Source organism: Burkholderia guangdongensis (assembly GCF_013403875.1).
GTDB classification, from domain to species: Bacteria; Pseudomonadota; Gammaproteobacteria; order Burkholderiales; family Burkholderiaceae; genus Burkholderia; species Burkholderia guangdongensis.
This window is the reverse complement of record NZ_JACBNX010000040.1, coordinates 1-22,667: the sequence shown is the minus strand read 5'-3', so window position 1 is coordinate 22,667 and position 22,667 is coordinate 1. Positions and strand designations below refer to the sequence as shown.

The following is a 22,667-nucleotide window of genomic DNA, read 5'->3' as shown; positions in this document are numbered from 1 at the left end:
CTCACCGCCCGACGTGCGACGCACGTCGCCGCGCCGCGCCGCGCGGTGAACGTTCACAACAATGAGGCATCCTGATGGTTAACACGACTCTGAAAACTCCGAAGACTCTGGCTGATTGGCAGGACAAGGCCGCGACGCTCGCGATCGAAGGGCGCGCGTTCATCGACGGCGCGCTCGTTCATGCGCGCAGCGGCAAGACTTTCGATTGCGTGAGCCCGATCGACGGCCGCGTGCTCGCGAAGATCGCCGATTGCGGCGAGGCGGATGTCGACGCGGCGGTCGCCGCCGCGCGCCGCGCGTTCGACGCGGGCGTGTGGGCAGGCCTGAACCCGCGCGCACGGAAGGCCGTGCTGCTGCGCTGGGCCGCGCTGATGCGCGAGCATCTCGACGAGCTCGCGCTGCTGGAGACGCTCGATTCCGGCAAGCCGATCGGTGACACGACGACCGTCGACGTGCCCGGCGCCGCGTACTGCGTCGAATGGTTCGCGGAAGCGATCGACAAGGTCGGCGGCGAGGTCGTGCCGGCCGATCATCATCTGGTCGGGCTCGTCACGCGCGAGCCGATCGGTGTCGTCGCGGCGGTCGTGCCGTGGAATTTCCCGATCCTGATGGCGTCGTGGAAGTTCGGCCCGGCGCTCGCGGCCGGCAACAGCGTCGTGCTGAAGCCGTCGGAGAAGTCGCCGCTGACCGCGATCCGGGTCGCGCAGCTCGCGATCGAGGCCGGCATGCCGGCCGGCGTGTTCAACGTCGTGCCGGGCGCGGGCGAGCCGGGCAAGCTGCTCGCGCTGCATGAGGACGTCGACTGCATCGCGTTCACCGGCTCGACGAAGGTCGGCAAGCTGATCATGCAGTACGCGGCGCAGTCGAACCTGAAGCGCGCGTGGCTCGAGCTCGGCGGCAAGTCGCCGAATATCGTGTTGCCCGATTGCCCGGATCTCGACCGCGCGGCGAAGGCGGCCGCCGGCGCGATCTTCTACAACATGGGCGAGATGTGCACCGCGGGCTCGCGCCTGCTCGTGCATCGCGACATCAAGGATGCGTTCATCGCGAAGCTCGTCGACGCCGCGCGCGCGTACGTGCCGGGCAATCCGCTCGATCCGTCGGTGTCGATGGGCGCGATCGTCGACGACATCCAGCTGCAGCGCGTGCTTGGCTACATCGAGGCCGGGCGCGGCGAGGGCACGCTGCTCACCGGCGGTGCGCGCGTGCGCGAGGAGACGGGCGGCTACTACGTCGAGCCGACCGCGTTCGAGGTGAAGCCGGACGCGACGATCGCGCGCGAGGAGATTTTCGGGCCGGTGCTGTCGGTGATCGTGTTCGACGACGTCGACGAGGCGGTGCGGATCGCGAACGACACCGAGTATGGCCTCGCGGCCGCGGTGTGGACGTCGGACCTGACGACCGCGCACGAAGTGTCGCGCCGGCTGCGCGCGGGCACCGTGTGGGTGAACTGCTACGACGAGGGCGGCGACATGAACTTCCCGTTCGGCGGCTATAAGCAGTCGGGCAACGGCCGCGACAAGTCGCTGCACGCGCTCGAGAAGTATACGGAGCTGAAGTCGACGCTCGTGCGGCTGCGCTGAGCGTGAGCGGCGCGGCGATCGGGCGCCGCCGCTGCATTTCACCCGCGATGAGGCGGCGCGCTTGCGTGCCGCCTTATGCCACCCTATGCGGCGCGCAGCGCCGGATGAAAGCCGGCGGCCTCGATGACCGCCTGCACACGATCGGCCGGCTGTGCCGATTCGATCCGGACCCGCTTCGCGTCGACGTCGATGTCGACCCGCGCGGCGGGATCGGCGGCGGTCACCGCGCGCGTGATCGCGTTCGCGCAGCCGCCGCAGGTCATGTCCTGTACTTCGAATTCCATGTCGGGCTCCTGATTCGAGGGGCGTTCAGCTATGACTGTCGATCCACGCGCGCGCCCATTCGAGCCCCGCGAGCCGCGCTTCGTCGTCGGTATCGAACACGCCGAGCACGCCCGACGCCTCGACGAGCTTGTTGTTGCGCGTGATCGTCCCGCTTGCCGCGTAGCGCTCCGGTTGCAGGATCTCGTCCTGCTGCAGGATCGCGTGGCCCCAGATCTGGTAGCCGTGATAGGTTTCCGCTTCCATTACCGCGTGACCTCGGCGGGGCCGTTGCGCGCGCCGACGCGCAGCACGTTGCCGTCCGGCGTGTATTGGCGCGGAATGTCGGTGTAGTCGAGGGCCGGGCGCTGCGGCGCGCTGGGCTCGGGCGCCTGCATCACCATCAGCCGGCCGGGCGTCGGGTGCGTGAGCGGCTGCGTAGGTGGCGTGTCCGGCAGCGACGACGGCGATTCGGTCATCGTCGGCGCGCGGTGCGCGCGCGTTTTCACCAGTGCCTGCACGGCGTGATGGTGGTGCCGCGCGGCCAGCTTCACGGTCGGGGCGCGGCGGGCCGGGTTCGCGTGCGCGGCCGGCGACGGCGTGCCGGGCATACGGGCGGCCGGCACGCGGGCGGCCGGCGCGTGGGCGGCGCCCTGGCGCGCCTCGGGCGGATTCCAGATCTCGACGTAATGCTCGGATGCCCAGCCGGACGATGCGAACGTCAGCGCCAGCAATCCGCATCCAATCAGTCTCACTATCGTTGTCTCCGTATGAATCGCGCTTCGCGCGCGATGCCACGCTAGCTTACTCGACCGTCACCGATTTCGCGAGGTTGCGCGGCTTGTCGACGTCGGTGCCGCGCGCGCACGCGGTGTGGTACGCGAGCAGCTGCAGCGGCACGACGTGCAGGATCGGCGACAGCGGGCCGTAATGCTCGGGCATCCGGATCACGTGCACGCCGTCGCTGTTGACGATGTGCGTGTCGGCGTCCGCGAACACGTAGAGCTGGCCGCCGCGCGCGCGCACTTCCTGCATGTTCGCCTTCAGCTTTTCGAGCAGCGCGTCGTTCGGCGCGACCGTGACGACCGGCATCGCCTCCGTCACGAGCGCGAGCGGGCCGTGCTTCAGCTCGCCCGCCGGATACGCTTCCGCGTGGATGTACGAGATTTCCTTCAGCTTCAGCGCGCCTTCGAGCGAGATCGGATAGTGGAGGCCGCGGCCGAGGAACAGCGCGTTCTCCTTGCGCGCGAACTCCTCGGCCCACGCGATGATCTGCGGCTCGAGCGCGAGCACGCTGTTCAGCGCGGCGGGCAGGTGGCGCAACTGCTTCAGGTATTCGGCTTCCCGCGCGGCGTCGACGTGCCCGCGCAGCTTGCCGAGCGTCGCGGCGAGCACGAACAGCGCGACGAGCTGCGTCGTGAACGCCTTCGTCGACGCGACGCCGATCTCGGTGCCCGCATGCGTGAGGAACTGCAGCCCGGTCAGCCGCACCATCGCGCTCGTCGCGACGTTGCAGACCGCGAGCGTGTGCGTGTGGCCGAGCGACTGCGCGTGCTTCAGCGCCGCGAGCGTGTCGGCGGTTTCGCCGGACTGCGAGATCACGACGACGAGCTGGCGCGGATTCGGCACCGATTCGCGATAGCGGTATTCGCTCGCGATCTCGACCTGCGTCGGGATCTTCGCGATCGATTCGAGCCAGTATTTCGCGGTGAGGCCCGAGTAGTAGCTGGTGCCGCACGCGAGGATCAGCAGGCCGTCGATGTTCGCGAACGCGGCGGCCGCGCCGTCGCCGAACAGCGACGGATCGAACGCGTCCGTCTGCGGGATCGTGTCGCCGATCGCGCGCGGCTGCTCGAAAATTTCCTTCTGCATGAAATGGCGATACGGCCCGAGTTCCACCGCGCCGCCATACGCGCTGACGACGCGCACCTCGCGCTGCGCCGCGTTGCCGTCGCGGTCGACGATCTTCACGCCGTCGAGCGACAGCTCGCAGACGTCGCCTTCCTCGAGGAACGTGAAGCGGTCGGTGCTGCCCGCGAGCGCGAGCGCGTCGGACGCGAGGAAGTTCTCGCCGTTGCCGTAGCCGACGACGAGCGGCGAGCCCGCGCGCGCGCCGACGACCGTATGCGGCTGGTCCTTGTGGATCACCGCGATCGCGTACGCGCCGTGCAGCTGCTGCACGGCTTCGCGGACCGCCGCGAACAGGTCGCCGCGGTAGAGGCTGTGCACGAGATGCGCGATCACTTCGGTGTCGGTCTGCGACACGAACTCGTAGCCCTTCGCGCGCAGCGCGTCGCGCAGCGGCTCGAAGTTCTCGATGATGCCGTTGTGCACGAGCGCGAGCGCGTTCGACGAGAAGATCGGATGCGCGTTGTGCGTGACGGGCGCGCCGTGCGTCGCCCAGCGCGTGTGCGCGATGCCGGTCGCGCCTTCGAGGTGGGCTTCGCGCACCTGCGCGTCGAGATCGGCGACGCGCTCGACGCTGCGCGCGCGCTTGGGTGCGGCCAGCGTAGGCGCGGGGGCGCCCGGCGTGGATGCGCCCGGCTCGAGCACGGCGACGCCGCACGAGTCGTAGCCGCGGTATTCGAGCCGCCGCAGCCCTTCGATCAGCACCGAAACGATGTTACGTTGCGCAACCGCGCCGACAATACCGCACATGAATGCAAACCCTCTATCAATGAATGGGGCGGGCGCCTTCGTGGGGCGCCGGCCGGACCTTCAGCGTATTCAGCTCTTTTTCTTGACCGGGCGGACGTAGCCGCTCTTCGCGGTCTGCGTCTTGTCGTTCAGCGCGAGCAGGCCGTCGGCGACGTCCTTCCAGATCGTCGTGCCCGCGGCGATCGTCGCGCCGCGCCCGACGCGCACCGGCGCGACGAACTGCGTGTCGGAGCCGACGAACACGTCGTCCTCGATCACGGTGCGGAACTTGTTCGCGCCGTCGTAGTTGCAGGTGATCGTGCCGGCGCCGATGTTCACGCGCGCGCCGATGTCCGCGTCGCCGATGTACGTCAGATGGTTCGCCTTCGACCCGTGGCCGATCACCGCGTTCTTCACCTCGACGAAATTGCCGACGTGCGCTTCGTCCGCGAGCTGCGCGCCGGGGCGCAGCCGCGCGTACGGGCCGATCGCCGTGTGCGCGCCGAGCGTCGCGCCGTCGATGTGCGTGAACGCGTCGACGCGCGTGCCCGCGCCGATCGACGCATTGCGGATCACGCAGTTCGGGCCGATCGTCACGTTGTCGGCGAGCACGACGTCGCCTTCGAACACGCAGTTCACGTCGATCGCGACGTCGCGGCCGCACGTGAGCGTGCCGCGCACGTCGAGCCGCGCCGGATCGGCGAGCGTCACGCCGTCGGTGAGCAGCGCGTCCGCGAGATTGCGCTGATGGATCCGTTCGAGCTCCGCGAGCTGCGCCTTGCTGTTCACGCCGAGCGTTTCCCATTCGGCATCGGGCTGCGCGGTGACGACCTCGAAGCCGGCCTCGATCGCATGCTCGACGACGTCGGTCAGGTAGTACTCGCGCTGCGCGTTGTCGTTCGTGAGCGCGCCGAGCCACATCGCGAGCTGCGCGGTCGGCGTGACGATGATGCCGGTGTTGATCTCGGCGATCCTCAACTGCTCGGGCGTCGCGTCCTTCTGCTCGACGATCCGCGTGACGCAGCCGGCCGCGTCGCGGACGATGCGGCCGTAGCCGGTCGGATCGTCGAGCGTGACGGTCAGGATGCCGTAGCGGCCTTCATGCGCGGCGTCGACGAGGCGCTCGAGCGTCGATACGCGCGTGAGCGGCACGTCGCCGTACAGCACGAGCGTCGGCTGCGCGGGATCGAGGAGCGGCAGCGCCTGGCGCACCGCGTGGCCGGTGCCGAGCTGCTCGGCCTGCACCGCGAACTGCACGTCGGGCGCGCCGACGGCCGCCTGCACCTGCTCGGCGCCGTGGCCGACCACGACGACGAGCCGCGACGGCTGCAGTGCGCGCGCGGTGCGAAGGACGTGGGAAAGAAGCGGCCTGCCGGCCAGAGGATGAAGCACCTTCGGCAGCGCGGAACGCATGCGCTTGCCGGTGCCTGCCGCCAAAATCACGATATTCATGGCGCCAGCTTGTATGAGGAGTTCGAAGCCGGTCATTCTAGCATGGCGACCCGGCCGCCGAAGGCCGCCGCGCGGGCGTCCGGGGGCGGCTCGTCGTTGCCGGTTACGGCCGCGGATCGACGTTGTTGTCTTTGCCGTCGGCATCCGCGCGTGCGGCGGACAACTGTTCGATCAACGCCGGCAAGGCCGTTTGCACGGTGTTCCACACTACGTCGAGGTTGAGGTCGAAATAGCCGTGCGCGATGCGGTTGCGCATGCCGCGCATGCTGCGCCAAGGCACGCCGGCGTGTGCTTCGGCGAACTCGGCGTAGCCGTCCATCACCTTCGTCGCGGCCTCGCCGATGATGACGAGGCTCATGATGACGGCCTGTTGAGTCCGCTTGTCCTTGACGAAGTTTTCTTTGTCGAGGCCCACGACGAAGCTGCACGCGTCCCCGGCGGCCTGCCGCATGTGGTCGAGGTAGTCGGGCAGGCGGTTCTCGCTCATACCGGCTGCGCCTCCGCGAGCACTTTGGCCCGGAATTTCGGCGGCAGGTCGGTCGGGGTCAGCAGATCGACGTGCACGCCGAGCAGCGTTTCCAGTGCGTCTTGCAGGCCACCCAGGTCGAATAGCGTCGCATCGGGCAGCGCATCGACCAGCAGATCGAGGTCGCTGCCGTCCTGGTCTGTGCCATGCAGCACCGAACCGAAAATACGCGGATTGGCCGCGCGGAAGCGGCTTGCCGCTTCGCGTACGGCGCTTCGCTTCATGTCGAGCGCAACGGACGGTCGCATCGGCATCTCCCTATCCAGACTTGGCCGGCTTAGCGTACCTTATTTTTCCGTTTCCCGAAGCCACTCCTGGACGATCGTGATCGGCCGCATCGTGACAGGGCGCCCCGCGTCGGGTGCCGCATCGCCGTCGATTGCCGCGTCACCCGTCGAGCACGGTTCCTCGTCGAACGCGATGTCGCCGTGCGGGTCGGCCTGGCCGGTCGCGCGCAGCCCGGCGAACGGGAACAGCTGCGCGTCCATCAGGTGCGACGGCACGACGCTCGACAGCGCGTTGAACATGTTCTCGACGCGGCCCGGGAAACGCTTGTCCCATTCGCGGATCAGCGCCTTCATCTCCGCGCGCTTCAGGTTCGGCTGGCTGCCGCACAGGTTGCACGGGATGATCGGGAATTCGCGCAGCTGCGCGTACTTCTCCAGGTCGGTCTCCTTCACGTACGCGAGCGGGCGGATCACGACGTTCTTCCCGTCGTCGGACTGCAGCTTCGGCGGCATCCCCTTCAGCTTGCCACCGTAGAACAGGTTCAACAGCAGCGTCTGCAGGATGTCGTCGCGATGGTGGCCGAGCGCGATCTTCGTCGCGCCGAGCTCGCCCGCGACGCGGTAAAGAATGCCGCGGCGCAGCCGCGAGCACAGCGAGCACGTCGTCTTGCCCTCGGGCACGAGGCGCTTGACGATGCTGTACGTGTCCTGATTCTCGATGTGGAACGGCACGCCGAGTTTCGTCAGATACTCGGGCAGCACGTGCTCGGGGAAGCCCGGCTGCTTCTGGTCGAGGTTCACCGCGACGATGTCGAAGTCGATCGGCGCGCGCTCGCGCAGGCGCAGCAGGATATCGAGCATCGCGTAGCTGTCCTTGCCGCCGGACAGGCAGACCATCACCTTGTCGCCGTGCTCGATCATGTTGTAGTCGCCGATCGCCTGGCCGACCTGGCGCGCGAGCCGCTTGAACAGCTTGTTGTTCTCGTACGCCTGCTTCTGCTCGCGGCGCGTCAGCGCGTGGCGGCCGGCGTCGGCCGGGCTCGCTTCGACGGTGGCAGTCTCGGTGGCCTCGGCGGCTTCGATGGCTTCGATGGCTTCGGCGGTTCCGATGGCGTCGTTCGATGCGGGGGAATGGGGCGCGTTCATTACTTCTCGTCCTTGATGCGAAAGACCTCGACGCCGACGGCGTCGCAGTCCGGATAGGCGTCCGGTTTCTCGGTGGAGACGCGCACCGCGCGCACGGCGTCGTGCGCCAGCAGGTGCGCGGCGATCGCGTCGCACAGCGTCTCCTGCAGGTGGATGTGGCCGCGCGCGATGCACTGCGCGACGCTCTGCTTCATCAGATCGTAGTCCACGACCTCGTGCAATCGATCGTCGACCGGCGTGCTCTTCGCGAGCGGCACGTACAGGTCGACGTTGATCACGACGCGCTGCTCGCCGCGCTTCTCGTGCTCGAACGCCCCGATGTTGATGAACACCTCATAGTCGCGCAGATAGAGCCGGCGGCAGCCGGCGAGCCGGGGGTCGAGAAGGGCGGAGGGCATGGTCGTTCCAGTCAAATTGGCGTACGTGCGTGCACGGCGCACCGCGCGGGTTCAGTTCGGGCCGGCGGCCGGCGGGCGCAGATGCTCGCCACCGTCGACGGTCAGCGTCGCGCCCGTCACCCCCGGCGCGTCGGCCAGATAGCAGGCCGCCGCCGCAAGGTCGTCCATGTGCGCGTCCGTGTGCGCGTCCGTGTGCGCGTCCATATGCGGCGCGCGTCCGCGCACGAGCCCGGCGACGCGCACCTTCGGCGCGAGCGCGAGCGCGAGCGCCGACGTCGCGCGGTTCAGCGCCGCCTGCATCAGCGCATGCGACAGCCGGCCCGGCGCCGGATGAAACAGCGTCGGATCCAGCAGGTGAATCAGGCACGCGCGCTGCGTCTCGTCGTCGCGCGCCGTGTCGGGCGTCGCGTCGGCGAGCGCGCGCGCGAGCGCGAGCGGCGCCGCGACGTTGCGCGCGAGCGCGCCGGCGAGCGACGCGTAGCGCACGTCGTGCGCGTCGTCGTCGCCCGTCGGCGCGGTCTCGAAGACCACGCACGCGGGCCGGCCGAGCGCCGCTTCGCACGCGGCGACGAGCCCGTGGGCGTCCGCCTCGACGGCCAGATCGGCGTCGAGCCGCGCCGCGCGGCGCCCGAGCGCCTCGACGGCGGCGACGATCGCGTTCGCGGCGTCGCGCGCCGACGCGTCGCGGTCGCACTGCAACGCGACGTCCCAGCCGCGCGCGGCGAACGCCGCCGCGAGCGCGCGCGCGAGCGGCGCGGAATCGCCGTCGGCGCCGAGTGCGCCCGCGATCAGCGCCACGCGCGCGGCGCGTCCGGTCGACGTTTCGGCTGAAGCGGTCATTTACAATGCCGGGATGAACCCGAAATCTCACGAACCCGCTAGTTTACCCGCTCCCGGCCCGGACGCGCTCGCGCAGTCCGAAACGCTCGCCGTGCAACTGCGCGCGGAGATCGCGGCGGCGGGTGGCTGGCTGCCGTTTTCCCGCTTCATGGAGCGCGCGCTCTACGCGCCCGGGCTCGGCTACTACAGCGGCGGCGCGCGCAAGTTCGGCCGCCGCGCGGAGGACGGCAGCGACTTCGTCACCGCGCCCGAGCTGTCGCCGCTGTTCGCGCAGACGCTCGCGCGGCCCGTCGCCGACGCGCTCGCGGCGAGCGGCACACGGCGCGTGATGGAGTTCGGCGCGGGCACCGGCAAGCTCGCGGCGGGGCTGCTCGCCGCGCTCGCGGAGTTGCGGGTCGAGCTCGACGAATACGCGATCGTCGACCTGTCCGGCGAACTGCGCGAGCGGCAGCGCGACACGATCGGCGCCGCGGCGCCGGGCCTCGCGGCGAAGGTGCGCTGGCTCGACGCGCTGCCCGAGCGGTTCGACGGCGTGATCGTCGGCAACGAGGTGCTCGACGCGATGCCGGTGCGGTTGTTCGCGAAGGCGGACGGCGCGTGGCGCGAGCGCGGCGTCGCGGTCGACGCCGGGCGCGCGTTCGTGTTTGCCGACCGGCCGGTCGCCCCCGGCGCGCGCCCGGCGGTGCTCGACGGGATCGACGGGATCGACGCCGGCGACGGCTACGTGACCGAGACGCACGACGCGGCGCTCGCGTTCACGCGCACGGTCTGCACGATGCTCGCGCGCGGCGCGGTGTTCCTGATCGACTACGGCTTTCCCGCGCACGAGTATTACCATCCGCAGCGCGACCGCGGCACGCTGATGTGCCACTACCGGCACCGCGCGCACGACGATCCGTTCGTCTATCCGGGGCTGCAGGACATCACCTCGCACGTCGAGTTCACCGGCATCTACGAGGCCGGCGTCGGCACCGGCGCGGACCTGCTCGGTTACACGTCGCAGGCGCGCTTCCTGCTGAACGCGGGCATCACCGACGTGCTCGCCGATATCGACCCGTCCGACCCGGCGCATTTCCTGCCGGCGGCGAACGCGGTGCAGAAGCTGATTTCGGAGGCGGAGATGGGCGAGCTGTTCAAGGTGATCGCGTTTTCGCGCGGCATCGACGGTGCGCTCGACGCGTTCGCGCGCGGCGACCGCTCGCATACGCTCTGACGGGCGGTGCGATGCTGCGCTGGCTGATGGCTTCGTTCGTGGCGACGATGATCCTCGTGCGCTGCTGGCCGTGGCTCGGCAAGCTCGGCGTCGGGCGGCTGCCGGGCGACGTGACGCTCACGCTCGGCGGGCGGCGCTATCCGTTTCCGTTCATGTCCACGCTCGTGCTGACGATGCTCGTATCGCTGGCCGCGCGGCTCGTCTGACCCGCGAGCCCGCTACAGCTCGATCTCGCCGAGAATCCGGTGCGCGAGCGCCTTCGCCTCGCTGAACGCCTCGTCCTCGTTGGGACTCGTGCTGCCGACGTCGTAGATCGTGTTGTCGGGGGCGCCGCCCTCGTCGCGCGTCAGGATCACGTATCCCTGGAACTGGCCGTTCCCGGTTTGCCGCGTATGCGCTTTGGCCGTGTAGATGCCTTTGGTGAAGATGTGCGTGTCCATGATGCTTCTCCCGCAAACGGACGCTTCATCGTAGCACTGCGGCGCAGCATGTACAGGGGGCGTTAGCGACGCGGGGCCGAGCGCTGCGCGGACGGCATTCGGCGTCGCATCGCGCGGACTGCGACGATACCGGCCGCCGTGCCGATCGAAATCAGCAGGAAAGCCACCGACATGCCGAACAGCAGCCCGGCGTCTGCCACTTCTTCCGCCGTGTTGGCGCCGTAGGTCGCGAGAATCCAGTCGCGCAGCGCCGGCGGTACGGCGGGAAACCGATCCGGGTGATTGAACCACGAATAGCCGAGCACGAGCGTGGCCGCGACGATCCAGATCGCGATGGCGACGCTTTTGACGCGGGCGCTCAACGGACCACCACTTGGCCGTAGACCTTCAGCGGCTTGCCATTGGCTGCACGTACGGTTTGACGCGCACCGCCGTCAAGATGGCGCGGATATTCTGAAAATCCCTCATGCGATTGATGGTGATACATCCCACCTCCAGGTCACAGTTCGCGCCATATCTGCGCGCCTGCCCGATGCTATTGGAGGTCTTTTTTGAGACGGCTGCCCGGTGGTGATCGCTTGATCTTGCTCAAATCGTGATCGGTCTCGGCGTTCACTGCATCACGCATTCCGTTCCGCCGCCCTCGCCAGCGCCGCGAGCACGTCGTAGCACGCGCCCATCGTGTGATAGTCGGTCTTGCCGGCCGGGCTCTTCTCGTCGCCGTACTTGCGGTTGTCGCAGGTGAGGACGCGGTACCACGCGCCGTAGCGGTGATCGACGAAATGCGCCCAGCTGTAGCGCCAGACCTCGTCGTACCAGTCCCAGAACCGCTCGCTGCCAGTGCGCGCGCCGAGCAGCGCGGCCGCCGCGAACGTCTCCGCCTGCACCCAGAAATACTTGTCGTGGTCGCACACCGTGTAGTCGGGACCGAAGCCGTAGCAGAGCCCGCCGTGCTCCGCGTCCCATGCGTGCGCGAGCGCAGCGTCGAACAGCTCGGTCGCGCGCGGCAGCAGCCAGTCGCGCGAACGGTGCCGCTCGAGCATCATCAGCAGCTTCGCCCATTCGGTCTGGTGCCCCGGCTGGAAGCCCCACGGCCGGAAGATGTTCGAGCTGTCCTCCTTGTTGTAGTCCCAGTCGACCGACCAGTCCGCGTGAAAATGCTCCCACACGAGCCCGCCCGACAGCGCCGCCTGCCGCTGCACGACGTTCGTCGCGAGCTTTTCCGCGCGGTCGAGATAGGTCAGGTGCCCGGTCGCCTCGTACGCGGCGAGCAGCGCCTCGGTCATGTGCATGTTCGCGTTCTGCCCGCGATAGCTCGACACGATCCAGTTCGGCGTCGCGTCGTCCGCGTACAGGCCGGCCGCGCGATCCCAGAAGCGGTGCTCGGCCAGCTCGTACGTCGCGGCGATCAGCGGCTTCGCGTCGTCGATGCCCGCGATCGTCGCGTGCGCGGCCGCGAGCAGCACGAACGCGAGCCCGTAGCAGTGCCGCGTGCCGTCGAGCGTCGCGCGCTTGCCGCCGTCGCGCCATTCGATCACCCAGTCGTAGCCGTGCCGCTCGTCGTCCCAGTGCGCGTCGCGCAGGAAGCGCAGCCCGTGGCGCGCGTGGTCCAGGTAGCGCGGATCGCCGAAGTGCCGGTACGCCATCGCGTAGTTGAACACGAACCGGCAACTGCTGACGAGGTGGCGCGTCGTGTAGTCGTATACGCTGCCGTCGTCGCGGAAGAAATGATGGAAGCCGCCGCTCGGATCGAGCGCGTGCGGCGCGTAGAACGCGAGCGTGTCCTCGACGTGCGACAGCAGGAACGCCGGATCGCGGAAGCTCGCGACGGCCGGGGCCGGGTGCGCATGCGCGGCGGGCGCCGCCGGGCGGGGAGGAGCCGGATTGTTCATGATGATTCCGTGACCGGAGTGGGCTCGGGCGCCGGCGTCGCGGCGCGCTGGGTGCTCGCCCGCACGATCAGCTCGACCGGCAGGCAGATTTCGGTGCGCTCGGGCGCGTCGGCGAGCAGCAGTTCGACACCGCGCCGGCCGAGCGCTTCCTTGTCGACCGCGAGCGTCGTCAGCGGCGGGTTCGCGTGCGCGGCGGCCGGAATGTCGTCGAAGCCGACGATCGCGATGTCGTCCGGCACCGCGAGCCCGCGCGCGAGGCACACGCGCTGCGCGGCGAGCGCGGCCGCGTCGTTGTACGCGAACACCGCGTCGGGGCGCGGGCCCGGCGCGTCGAGCAGCCGCGCCATTGCGCGCGCGGCGCCGGCGTCCGGATCGAGGCCGGCGTCGATCGTCGCTTCGAGCGCCGGATCGAACAGGCGCCCCGCCTCGAAGAACGCGCGGCGATAGCCGATCGCGCGCTGCGTAATGCTGTAGTGCGCGGGCGGGCCGCCGATGAACGCGACGCGCGTGCGGCCGAGCGCGAACAGATGGCGCATCGCGAGCAGCGCGCCCGTTGCGTTGTCGATGTTGACCGAGCGCACGCCGGGCGCCCACAGGTCGATCAGCACGAGCGGGCGGCCGGTCGCGGCGAGCGCGGCCACGGTCTCGGGTTCGACGAAGCCGGCCACCGCGAGCGCGTCGGGCGCGTGCGGGCGCATCTGGCGCAGCACATCGTCGTTCGGACCGACGGTGAGCAGCGTCGGCACGATCCCGCGTTCGCGGCACGCGTCCTCGACGCCGTGCAGCACGTGCGAGAAGAACGGGCTCGCGGGAAAGCCGTTGTGCTGGCGATGCAGCAGGAACGTGAGACGACGGATGCGCGGGCGGAGCTGCGCGGAGTCGTAGCCGAGCCGGCGCGCGACGTCGACGACGCGCGCGCGCGTGGCCTCGGACAGGCCGGGCTGATTCTTCAGCGCGCGGGAGACGGTGCCGATCGAGACTTCCGCCGCTCGCGCCACGTCGCGAATGGTGATGCCCATCGTTCGGGATCCGGATTGTTTAGGTTGCCGGCGATTGTATAGTAAAAATCGCCGGCGAAGCCGCAAACACGCCGCGGCGGGCCTGAGCGGGCGCCGCCGCCATGCTTGCCGGGGTGGAGTCGCGCCGGGTCAGCAGGTTTTACTAAACATACTAAACGGATCGCGAAACGTCCAGGTGACGCGGGCGATCACCGCTTGCCGGCGCCGAGCGCGGCCGACGGCGCGGTGCCGCCGACGTCGCCGGCATCGTCGCGCTCGCCGCTCAGGTCGCGCGCGCCCCAGCGCTGCGCGAGCGCCGCGCAGGTCATCAGCTGGATCTGATGGAACAGCATCAGCGGCAGCACGATCGGGCCGACCGCGTGCGCGGAGAAGATCACCTTCGCCATCGGCACGCCGGCCGCGAGGCTCTTCTTCGAGCCGCAGAAGATGATCGTGATCTGGTCCGCGCGGTTGAAGCCGGCGCGTTTCGCGACGAACGCCGTCAGCACGAGCAGGATCGCGAGCAGCAGCACGCTGACGGCGACGAGCGCGGCCAGCGCGGCGAGCGGAATCTGATGCCAGAGCCCCTGGTTCACCGCCTCGCTGAATGCGACGTAGACGACGAGCAGGATCGAGCCCTGATCGACGAACTTCAGCACGCCGCGGTTGCGCTCGATCCAGCCGCCGATCGCGGGCCGCAGCAGCTGGCCGGCGACGAACGGCACGAGCAGCTGCATCACGATGCTGCCGATCGTGCTCCACGGCGACGCGGCGCCGGCCGACTGCGACGTGATCAGCAGCCCGACGAGCGCCGGCGTGATGAAGATCCCGAGCAGGCTCGACGCGGACGCCGCGCAGACGGCGGCCGGCACGTTGCCCTTCGCGATCGACGTGAACGCGATCGACGACTGGACCGTCGACGGCAGCGTGCACAGGAACAGCACGCCCGCATAGAGCGCGGGCGTGACGAGCGGCTGCAGCACCGGTTTCAGCGCGAAGCCGAGCAGCGGGAACAGCGCGAACGTGCTGAGCAGCACGACCGCGTGCAGCCGCCAGTGCGTCGCGCCGGCGACGACCGATTCGCGCGACAGCTTCGCGCCGTGCAGGAAGAACAGCAGCGCGACGGCGACGTTGGTCGCCCAGTTGAACGCGTGGGCGGCCGCGCCGCGGCACGGCAACAGGCTCGCGAGCACGACGGTGCCGACGAGCGTCAGGGTGAAGTTGTCGGGGAGGAAGCGGGGGCGTGCCATCGGAAACTCGCTCGATACGACGGAGGGAGGGCGCGTGCCGGGCACGCGGCGAATGAGCGTCATTGTCCGGGCGAGCGATTCAATACACAAATTCATTGTTCGAATGGATTGATGAATTTGTGACATCACTCTAAAACGGGTCCGTTCCCCGAGGAGCGGCCTGCAAAAACACCCTGAAAAATCAGTGAAATAGCGGGCCGAGATCCGTCCCCCGACACCAAAAAATCCAGCAGTAACATGGTGTTACACCGGCGCCCGAGGTCTAACACTTTAGGACTCGACACGTATTCGCCCCGCTCATACATTACTGCTGACAGGCTTGCGTCCTGCCGGAAACGGCGTGGGCGTCGAGCGCGCAACCAGACACGACAGCGATGACGAAGCAGGTGAAACGAACGATTGGGCGATGGGCGGCAGGCGCACTTTGCGCGTTGCTGATGCCGCTCGCGTTCGCGCAGCCTCCGCATCGCGATCAGGGCTTCGGCGGCGGCTTCGGCGGCGGCGGGCACGGGTTCGGCGGGATGCCGCCCGGCGCTCGTCAGGTCTGGCAGCGGCGGATGCCGCCGCCGATCATGGCCCAGCGCAACGGCGCGCGGATCGGCGTGAGCGGCTACGGCCCGCGCTGGGGGCTGCGGGCAACACCGTCCTACGGCCACTACGCGATGCAGAATCCGTATCGCCCGATCAGCGCCGATGCGCGCCAGGTGCCGCATCCGCCGGGCGGTGCGAACATGCCGCTGCGCGCCGGGTCGATCCGCGCGGACGTCGCGCGCTACAACGAGGAACGCGGCGGCCGGCCGATGCCGCCGCCCCGCTCGCAGGAAGAGCCCGCGCACTCGCCTTTCTTCTCCCCGTTCTACCGCAACTGATCTCCCCGCCGGGCACCCCCGCCCGGTGATGCGATTTCGCCACAGTCGCGGACAAATTCCCGCTATTCGTTTTGCCGCTGCGGCACACTTGCGCGCCATGCGGCGCGGTTTGCCGCCGCGCACGCCGAATCGCCGCCGATGCCCGTGCGGGCGCGGTGCGCGGCGCTCGGCCCGCTTCGTCCCCGTGCCTTTTGTCCGTCGCGCGATCCGTGGCGGCCACGAACTTATCGCGATGCTTATACCCGCAATAAGCCCCGATATTTTTGGCGGGACGAATCGTCCGTAAAGATGGCTCCCGCCCTTGCACGTCGCTGGCACCCGTTTCGATAACAACGCACGGCGCCGCTCGGTAGGTTCCCGACAAACATATTGGAGATCTCATGAAATCACTCGCAAGCCGTGCGCTGAGCACGACCGTCACGTTGATCGCAGCCGCAGCGGGCTTCGCCGCAGCCGTTCCCGCGCACGCTCAGTCGAGCGTCTCGCTGTATGGCCAGGTGGACGAATGGGTCGGCGCGCAGAAATATCCGGGCAGCGAGCGAGCATGGGGTGTGAAGGGCGGCGGGATGTCGACGTCGTTCTGGGGGCTGAAGGGCGCCGAGGATCTCGGCAACGACTTCAAGGCGATCTTCGCGATGGAAACGTTCTTCCGCGCGGAGAACGGCCATTCCGGCCGCTTCGACGGCGACACGTTCTTCGCGCGCAACGCGTACGTCGGCATCAGCTCGCCGTACGGCACGGTGAAGCTCGGGCGCCAGACGACGCAACTGTTCGTGTCGACGATCCTGTTCAACCCGTTCGTCGATTCGTACCAGTTCTCGCCGATGATCTGGCACGTGTACCTCGGCCTTGGCACGTTCCCGACGTATCCGACCGACATGGGCGTCGTCGGCGATTCGGGCTGGAACAACGCGTTGTCGTACACGTCGCCGAGCTTCGGCGGCGCGAACTTCGCGGCCATGTACGCGTTCGGCAACCAGGCCGGCAGCAACGGTTCGAAGAAGTGGAGTGCCCAGGCCAACTTCGCGAACGGTCCGTTCGCGGCGACCGCCGTCTATCAGTACGTGAACTTCAACGGCTCGCCCGGCGACCTGTCGGGGCTCGTCGCCGGCATGCGCTCGCAGAGCGTCGGCCAGGTCGGCCTCAGCTACGACCTGAAGTACGTGAAGTTCTTCGGCCAGTACATGTACACGAAGAACGATCAGGACACCGGCAGCTGGCACGTGAACACCGCGCAGGGCGGCGTGTCGGTGCCGATCGGCGTCGGCAGCGCGCTCGCGTCGTACGCGTATTCGCGCGATTCGGGCGGCCTCGAGCAGCGTCGCCGGACCTGGGCGCTCGGCTACGACTATCCGCTGTCGAAGCGCACCGACGTCTATGCCGCGTACATGAACGACCACATCAGCAACCTGTCGAACGGCGACACGTTCGGCGTCGGCCTGCGCGCGAAGTTCTGACCTTTCCCGAGGCTTCCCGCCTGTTTCACCGGAACGGCGCCGCACACGCGGCGCCGTTTTGCTTTCTTTGACTTTTTCCCATCGCCGCATTTGTTAGAGTGGGTTCAGATACCCCCATTCCTTTCGACTGCGAGCCTATTCGATGGATACCCTCGTCAGCATGAAAGTGTTCCGCTACGTCGTCGAAGTCGGCAGCTTCGTCGGCGCGGCCGAGCGCATGCAGATGTCGGCGGCGATGGCGAGCAAGCACGTGATGTATCTCGAGCAACAGCTCGGCGCGCGGCTCCTTCATCGCACGACGCGTCGCGTGGCGCCGACCGAAGCGGGACGCGAATACTACGAGCGCCTCGTGCAGGCGCTGTCCGAACTCGACGAAGCCGGGCAGGCGGTCGGCGCCGCGAGCGTCGTGCCGCAGGGCCGGCTGCGCGTGACGTCGCTGTCCGCGTTCGGGCTGCGCCACGTGATGGGCGCGGTCACCGACTACGCGGATCAATATCCGGAGGTGACGGTCGAGATCACGCTGTCGGACCGCGTCGTCGAACTGATCGACGAAGGCTTCGACGTCGGTGTGCGCGCGGCGCCCACCGGGCTGAAGTCGTCGTCGCTCGTCGCGCGGCAGATCGCGACCGCGCACATGCTGCTCGTCGCGTCGCCCGAGTATCTCGACAAGCGCGGCACGCCCGGGACGATCGCCGATCTCGCGCACCACAACTATCTGCGTCGCGAGCCGGGCGCATCGATGATCGACTCGGTCGTCGCGGAGGCCGCCGCCGCGTCGCGCGTCGAGCTGAAGGGCAACCTGATCGTCAACCACCTCGAAGGGCTGCGCGCGGCGGTGCTCGGCGGCGCGGGGATCGCGCTGCTCGGCACCGAGGTCGTCGGCGACGATCTCGAGGCGGGGCGCCTCGTGCCCGTGCTGATCGACGAGGTGCCGCCGCGCGAGCTGCCGATCTACGCGGTCTACGCGAGCCGCCGCCACGTGTCCGCGAAGGTGCGCTCGTTCGTCGACTTCCTCGCCGCGCGCTTCGATGGCCAGTCGCTGTGCCCGTCGATCGAATCGCGCTTGCGCGTCGTACTGCCGATGACACGGATCAAACGAACCGGCTGATCCGGGCGGCGCGGCGCGCAACGAAAAAACGCGGACCCGGTGAGGTCCGCGTTTTCGTTGGGGCGTCGTTGGCGCATTGGTGCGCCGGCGCGCCGTCGTGCCGCGCGCTGCGCGCTGCGACGCTCAGCGCACGCCGCACGCCGCACGCCGCACGCCGCACGCCGCGACGCTCAGCGCGCGACGCCGAGCCGCGCCTTCGTGTCGTCGTACTCGCGCTTGAGCCGCGCGACGAGCTCGCCGACCGACGGCAGATCGTCCATCAGCCCGACGCCCTGGCCCGCGCCCCAGATGTCCTTCCACGCCTTCGCCTTGTCGCCGCCGAAGTTCATCTTCGTCTTGTCCGATTCGGGCAGCGCGTCCGGATCGAGCCCGGCTTTCTCGATGCTCTCGCGGATGTAGTTGCCGTGCACGCCGGTGAACAGGTTCGTGTAGATGATGTCGGCGGACTTCGCGTTCAGGATCGCGCGCTTGTAGTCCTCGACCGCGTGCGCTTCCTGCGTCGCGATGAAGCGGGTGCCCATGTACGCGAGGTCCGCGCCCATCGCCTGCGCGGCGAGGATCGAGCCGCCGTTCGCGATCGCGCCCGACAGCACGATCGGGCAGTCGAAGGCCCTGCGCACTTCGCCGACGAGCGCGAACGGCGACGTCGTGCCCGCGTGACCGCCCGCGCCGGCCGCGACGAGGATCAGCCCGTCGACGCCCGCTTCGAGCGCCTTCTGCGCGTGGCGCAGGTTCACCACGTCGTGCAGCACGATGCCGCCGTAGCTGTGCACCGCGTCGACGATCTCGCGCGCGGGCGCGCGCAGGCTCGTGATGAAGATCGGCACCTTGTGGTCGACGCACACGCGCACGTCGTGCTCGAGCCGCACGTTCGACTGGTGGACGATCTGGTTGACCGCGATCGGGCCGATCACCGCATCCGGGTGTTTCGCCTGATGGTCGGCGAGCTCGGCCTGGATCTTCGTCAGCCACTCGTCGAGCAGCTCGGCCGGGCGCGCGTTCAGCGCCGGGAACGAGCCGACGATGCCCGCCTTGCACTGCGCGAGGACGAGTTCCGGATAGCTGACGATGAACATCGGCGAGGCGATGACGGGCAGCGACAGTCGCTGCAGGACGGCGGGCAGTGCCATGAGGTGTCTCCAGAGACGGAGCCGGCGCGGCGGCGCACGGCGCTTCGAGTGTAGCCTGTTGGCCGGTGGGTGGCGGCCCGGCGGCGGATGGTCGACAAATCGGCATCTTAATACGAACGATCGTTCTATTGTGGAGGGCGGCCGGCGAATCTCATTCGAGCATCTTCTCGGTTTGCGGGAATTCGGGCCAGTCCCGCTGTTGCGGCGAGGGGCGCGCTCCTACAATAGCCGTTCATAACAAACCCACGAGAGCCACGCCATGTCGTTCGAGACGTTTGCGCCGTTTCGCGTAACGGTGCAGGACACCGACATCTTCGGTGTCAAAGGAGGCGACGGCCCGCCGCTGCTGCTGCTGCACGGCCATCCGCAGACCCACATGATCTGGCATCGGGTCGCCGCGACGCTCGCGCGCCACTTCACGGTGATCGCGACCGATCTGCGCGGCTACGGCGCGTCGGGCAAGCCCGAAAGCGACGACGCGCACGCGGCGTATTCGAAGCGCGCGATGGCGGCCGACCAGGTCGCGGTGATGCGCCACTTCGGCTTCGAGCGTTTCTTCGTGTGCGCGCACGACCGTGGCGCGCGCGTCGCGCACCGGATGGCGCTCGATCATCCGGACGCGGTCGAGCGGATGCTGCTGCTCGACATCGCGCCGACGCTCGCGATGTACGAGAAGACCGACCGCGCGTTCGCGACTGCGTACTTCCACTGGTTCTTCCTGATTCAGCCGGCGCCGCTGCCCGAGACGCTGATCTCCGGCAACACCGACGCCTACGTCGAGCGTGCGATGGGCAACCGCTCGGCGGGCCTCGCGCCGTTCTCGCCCGAGGCGCTCGACGCGTATCGCGCGGCGCTCGCGCAGCCCGGCGCGGTGCATGCGATGTGCGAGGACTATCGCGCGTCGGCGACGATCGATCTCGACCACGACCGGGCCGACCTCGAGCGCGGCCACAAGGTCGGGTGCCCGCTGCGCGTGCTGTGGGGCGAGCAGGGCGTCGTCGGCCGCTGCTTCGATCCGCTCGACGAATGGCGGCGGGTCGCGCGCGACGTCAGCGGCCGCGCGGTGGATTGCGGACACTACATTCCCGAGGAGGCGCCCGTCGTGCTGATCGAGGAAGTGCTCGCGTTCTTCGAGGCGCGCGACCCGGCGAGCTGACGTTCAGCCGCGCGGTGCCGGGGCGAACGCGCGTCGCGGCGCGATGAAACGGTCGTACGATTCGCCGCGCACGAAAAGTGTTCGGATGCCGTAACGTCGGTTGGATGCCCATGCGGCGAGATGTCGCGCAGGCCGCACAGGCCCGTGCGACAACGCTTTCCGGCCGACGATAATGTGCTGTAAGAATCTGTAGGGAAACACCGGATTCGGCGCCACGAGCGTCGCTCGTATGATTCGGGCTGTGGCGTTGATCACGTTCACAGGATTCCGATTCGAGATGCCGTTCGCCTCTCCGGCGAGCGGCATTTTTTTTACGTATCGCCGCTGGCGCGCGGCGACACGGTGTGGGCGACAGCCGTGGCGACGTCCGCGACGATGACTGCGGCGATGACTGCGGTGACGTCCGCGGCCACGTCCGCCAGGCCGCTCACGCGGGCTCGCGCAGCGCGACGTCGGCGACGGGCGCGCCGGTCAGCGCGACGAGCTCCTGCGGCGACAGATTGAACACCGCGTGCGGATGGCCGGCCGCTGCCCACAGGCTGTCGAGCGCGAGCAGATCCGCGTCGATCAGCGTGACCGGCTCGACCAGATGGCCGATCGGGCACACGCCGCCGATCGCGTAGCCGGTGTTGTCGCGGACGAACTTCGCGTCCGCGCGGCCGATCTCGCCGACCTGCGCGGCGACCTTGCGCTCGTCGACGCGGTTCGCGCCGCTCGCGACGACGAGCACCGGCGCGTCGTCCGCGCGCCGGCGGAACAGGATCGACTTCGCGATCTGCGCGACCGAGCAGCCGAGCCCGGCCGCCGCTTCGGCCGATGTCTTGCCGGTTTCGGGGAGCATCACGACGCCTTTGTCGTGACCGCGCTCGTGCAGCAGCTGCGCGACGCGGCGCGCGGAGTCGGGGAGGGCGTCGAAAGGGGTGGGTGCGGTCATGTTCCGGAATCCGATCGATTGAAATGTGATGGCCATCACGCGCCATTAAGCGTCGTTAAGCGTCGTTAAGCGTCGTTACGCGCCGCTCGGCGCGTCGGCCGCGGCCTGCGCCTTCGCGAGCATCGCGCGGCCCGCGCGCGATGCGTTCGCGCGGCCGATCGCGTTCGAGATGAAGTCGCCGGCCGCGACGACCTGCGCGAGATCGACGCCGGTCTCGATGCCGAGCCCGTGCAGCAGGTACAGCACGTCCTCGGTCGCGACGTTGCCGGTCGCGCCCTTCGCGTACGGGCAGCCCCCGAGGCCCGCGACCGACGCGTGGAAGATCTCGATTCCTTCGAGCAGCGCCGCGTAGATGTTCGCGAGCGCCTGGCCGTACGTGTCGTGGAAGTGGCCGGACAGCCGCTCGCGGGGGAACGCGCGCGTGACGGCGTCGAACACCTCGCGCGTGCGGCGCGCGGTGCCGACGCCGATCGTGTCCGCGATGTCGATCTCGTCGCAGCCGAGCGCAGCGAAGCGTTCGACGACGTCGACGACCGACGCGACCGGCACCTCGCCCTGATACGGGCAGCCGAGCGCGCACGACACGCTGCCGCGCAGCCGCACGCCCGCGTCCTTCGCGGCGCGCGCGACCGGCTCGAAGCGCGCGATGCTCTCGGCGATGCCGCAGTTGATGTTGCGCTGGGAGAATGCCTCGCTCGCGGCGCCGAAGATCACGACCTCGTCCGCGCGCGCGGCGAGCGCGCCTTCGAAACCCTTCATGTTCGGCGTCAGCACCGAGTACACGGTGCCCGCGCGGCGCTCGATGCCGGCCATCACGTCGGCGCCGTCGGCCATCTGCGGCACCCACTTCGGCGATACGAACGACGCGGCCTCGACGTTGCGAAAGCCCGCGCGCGCCAGGCGGTCGATCAGCGCGACCTTCACGTCGGTCGGCACGAACGCCTTCTCGTTCTGCAGCCCGTCGCGCGGGCCGACTTCGACGATCTTCACGGAAGCGGGGAGCGTCATGGTTCTCTATATGAACGCGTCCCGTTTGCAACAGTTTTCGTGTGTTCCGACAGACAGGATGGGCTGCAGCTCTATATCCGGCCTTGTTGCAGGCGGTCGTGCCGCTGCGGGCCCGTATGAAATCCGCTGACTCGCACCTCAT

General features: G+C 68.9%; 26 protein-coding genes. 7 read left to right on the top strand and 19 right to left on the bottom strand.

Annotated elements, in window-relative coordinates:
• Positions 1–74 precede the first annotated feature (74 nt).
• On the top strand, positions 75–1,583 hold the full coding sequence (locus HZI36_RS26110) for an aldehyde dehydrogenase (protein WP_179405565.1): 1,509 nt from the start codon (positions 75–77) through the stop codon (positions 1,581–1,583).
• Between the two features lie 83 nt (positions 1,584–1,666).
• Here the strand turns inward: HZI36_RS26110 and HZI36_RS26105 are convergent, their stop codons facing one another.
• From HZI36_RS26105 to HZI36_RS26060, 10 genes are all read right to left on the bottom strand, one after another.
• Complete coding sequence (locus tag HZI36_RS26105; RefSeq protein ID WP_179405564.1) at positions 1,667–1,867, bottom strand: heavy-metal-associated domain-containing protein; 201 nt, start codon at positions 1,865–1,867, stop codon at positions 1,667–1,669.
• A 25-nt stretch (positions 1,868–1,892) separates the two neighbouring features.
• Positions 1,893–2,111 carry a hypothetical protein gene (locus HZI36_RS26100; protein ID WP_179405563.1) on the bottom strand — a complete coding sequence of 73 codons (219 nt, stop codon included), beginning with the start codon at positions 2,109–2,111 and terminating at the stop codon, positions 1,893–1,895.
• Positions 2,111–2,602, bottom strand: a complete 492-nt coding sequence (locus HZI36_RS26095) for a hypothetical protein (protein ID WP_179405573.1) — start codon at positions 2,600–2,602, stop codon at positions 2,111–2,113. Before HZI36_RS26095 ends, HZI36_RS26100 begins: the two co-directional genes overlap by 1 nt.
• Before the next feature lie 46 nt (positions 2,603–2,648).
• Positions 2,649–4,502, bottom strand: a complete 1,854-nt coding sequence (glmS, locus tag HZI36_RS26090) for a glutamine--fructose-6-phosphate transaminase (isomerizing) (RefSeq protein WP_179405562.1) — start codon at positions 4,500–4,502, stop codon at positions 2,649–2,651.
• Positions 4,503–4,571: 69 nt separating this feature from the next.
• The gene (gene glmU / locus HZI36_RS26085; RefSeq protein ID WP_179405561.1) at positions 4,572–5,933 is read right to left on the bottom strand and encodes a bifunctional UDP-N-acetylglucosamine diphosphorylase/glucosamine-1-phosphate N-acetyltransferase GlmU; all 1,362 of its coding nucleotides are present in this window, start codon (positions 5,931–5,933) and stop codon (positions 4,572–4,574) included.
• A gap of 103 nt (positions 5,934–6,036) precedes the next feature.
• On the bottom strand, positions 6,037–6,420 hold the full coding sequence (locus tag HZI36_RS26080; protein ID WP_179405560.1) for a HepT-like ribonuclease domain-containing protein: 384 nt from the start codon (positions 6,418–6,420) through the stop codon (positions 6,037–6,039).
• Positions 6,417–6,707, bottom strand: coding sequence for a nucleotidyltransferase family protein (locus HZI36_RS26075; protein ID WP_179405559.1), 291 nt, complete (start codon positions 6,705–6,707; stop codon positions 6,417–6,419). The genes HZI36_RS26080 and HZI36_RS26075 overlap by 4 nt, the downstream gene beginning before the upstream one ends.
• Before the next feature lie 39 nt (positions 6,708–6,746).
• The gene (gene ttcA / locus HZI36_RS26070; protein ID WP_218884343.1) at positions 6,747–7,832 is read right to left on the bottom strand and encodes a tRNA 2-thiocytidine(32) synthetase TtcA; all 1,086 of its coding nucleotides are present in this window, start codon (positions 7,830–7,832) and stop codon (positions 6,747–6,749) included.
• A complete protein-coding gene (locus HZI36_RS26065; protein WP_179405558.1) occupies positions 7,832–8,230 on the bottom strand; it encodes a dihydroneopterin aldolase in 399 nt (132 codons plus the stop codon). The genes ttcA and HZI36_RS26065 overlap by 1 nt, the downstream gene beginning before the upstream one ends.
• Before the next feature lie 51 nt (positions 8,231–8,281).
• Positions 8,282–9,070, bottom strand: coding sequence for an SDR family oxidoreductase (locus HZI36_RS26060; protein WP_179405557.1), 789 nt, complete (start codon positions 9,068–9,070; stop codon positions 8,282–8,284).
• A gap of 13 nt (positions 9,071–9,083) precedes the next feature.
• Between HZI36_RS26060 and HZI36_RS26055 the strand changes: the two genes are divergently transcribed.
• Positions 9,084–10,283, top strand: a complete 1,200-nt coding sequence (locus HZI36_RS26055; protein ID WP_179405556.1) for a class I SAM-dependent methyltransferase — start codon at positions 9,084–9,086, stop codon at positions 10,281–10,283.
• An 11-nt stretch (positions 10,284–10,294) separates the two neighbouring features.
• Positions 10,295–10,489 carry a DUF2905 domain-containing protein gene (locus tag HZI36_RS26050; protein ID WP_179405555.1) on the top strand — a complete coding sequence of 65 codons (195 nt, stop codon included), beginning with the start codon at positions 10,295–10,297 and terminating at the stop codon, positions 10,487–10,489.
• Positions 10,490–10,501: 12 nt separating this feature from the next.
• Here the strand turns inward: HZI36_RS26050 and HZI36_RS26045 are convergent, their stop codons facing one another.
• From HZI36_RS26045 to HZI36_RS26025, 6 genes are all read right to left on the bottom strand, one after another.
• Positions 10,502–10,723, bottom strand: coding sequence for a hypothetical protein (locus HZI36_RS26045; RefSeq protein WP_179405554.1), 222 nt, complete (start codon positions 10,721–10,723; stop codon positions 10,502–10,504).
• A gap of 62 nt (positions 10,724–10,785) precedes the next feature.
• On the bottom strand, positions 10,786–11,085 hold the full coding sequence (locus HZI36_RS26040) for a hypothetical protein (protein WP_179405553.1): 300 nt from the start codon (positions 11,083–11,085) through the stop codon (positions 10,786–10,788).
• Positions 11,082–11,210, bottom strand: coding sequence for a hypothetical protein (locus HZI36_RS27270; RefSeq protein WP_281376659.1), 129 nt, complete (start codon positions 11,208–11,210; stop codon positions 11,082–11,084). The genes HZI36_RS26040 and HZI36_RS27270 overlap by 4 nt, the downstream gene beginning before the upstream one ends.
• Positions 11,211–11,343: 133 nt before the next feature.
• Positions 11,344–12,615, bottom strand: coding sequence for an AGE family epimerase/isomerase (locus HZI36_RS26035; protein ID WP_179405552.1), 1,272 nt, complete (start codon positions 12,613–12,615; stop codon positions 11,344–11,346).
• A complete protein-coding gene (locus tag HZI36_RS26030) occupies positions 12,612–13,634 on the bottom strand; it encodes a LacI family DNA-binding transcriptional regulator (protein WP_179405551.1) in 1,023 nt (340 codons plus the stop codon). The genes HZI36_RS26035 and HZI36_RS26030 overlap by 4 nt, the downstream gene beginning before the upstream one ends.
• 188 nt (positions 13,635–13,822) lie before the next feature.
• Entirely contained in the window at positions 13,823–14,863 is a 1,041-nt protein-coding gene (locus HZI36_RS26025; protein WP_179405550.1) for a bile acid:sodium symporter family protein, read from the bottom strand.
• Positions 14,864–15,237: 374 nt separating this feature from the next.
• Between HZI36_RS26025 and HZI36_RS26020 the strand changes: the two genes are divergently transcribed.
• The 3 genes from HZI36_RS26020 to HZI36_RS26010 all read left to right on the top strand — a co-directional run bounded on the left by HZI36_RS26020 (position 15,238) and on the right by HZI36_RS26010 (position 18,297).
• Positions 15,238–15,732, top strand: a complete 495-nt coding sequence (locus HZI36_RS26020; protein ID WP_179405549.1) for a peptide-binding protein — start codon at positions 15,238–15,240, stop codon at positions 15,730–15,732.
• A 380-nt stretch (positions 15,733–16,112) separates the two neighbouring features.
• Positions 16,113–17,189, top strand: a complete 1,077-nt coding sequence (locus HZI36_RS26015; protein WP_179405548.1) for a porin — start codon at positions 16,113–16,115, stop codon at positions 17,187–17,189.
• A gap of 142 nt (positions 17,190–17,331) precedes the next feature.
• On the top strand, positions 17,332–18,297 hold the full coding sequence (locus HZI36_RS26010) for a LysR family transcriptional regulator (protein ID WP_179405547.1): 966 nt from the start codon (positions 17,332–17,334) through the stop codon (positions 18,295–18,297).
• A 170-nt stretch (positions 18,298–18,467) separates the two neighbouring features.
• Here HZI36_RS26010 and HZI36_RS26005 read toward each other — a convergent pair whose 3' ends face one another.
• Complete coding sequence (locus HZI36_RS26005; RefSeq protein ID WP_179405546.1) at positions 18,468–19,427, bottom strand: NAD(P)H-dependent flavin oxidoreductase; 960 nt, start codon at positions 19,425–19,427, stop codon at positions 18,468–18,470.
• Between the two features lie 259 nt (positions 19,428–19,686).
• On the opposite strand from HZI36_RS26005, the gene HZI36_RS26000 reads away from it, so the two are divergent.
• Positions 19,687–20,583 (top strand): alpha/beta fold hydrolase, encoded by an 897-nt coding sequence (locus HZI36_RS26000; protein ID WP_179405545.1) that lies wholly within the window; start codon positions 19,687–19,689, stop codon positions 20,581–20,583.
• Between the two features lie 427 nt (positions 20,584–21,010).
• Here HZI36_RS26000 and HZI36_RS25995 read toward each other — a convergent pair whose 3' ends face one another.
• Both HZI36_RS25995 and HZI36_RS25990 read right to left on the bottom strand, forming a co-directional pair.
• Positions 21,011–21,517, bottom strand: coding sequence for a YbaK/EbsC family protein (locus HZI36_RS25995; RefSeq protein ID WP_179405544.1), 507 nt, complete (start codon positions 21,515–21,517; stop codon positions 21,011–21,013).
• 75 nt (positions 21,518–21,592) lie between these two features.
• Positions 21,593–22,525: a hydroxymethylglutaryl-CoA lyase gene (locus tag HZI36_RS25990; RefSeq protein WP_179405543.1), complete on the bottom strand. Its 933-nt coding sequence runs from the start codon at positions 22,523–22,525 to the stop codon at positions 21,593–21,595.
• Positions 22,526–22,667: the final 142 nt, after the last annotated feature.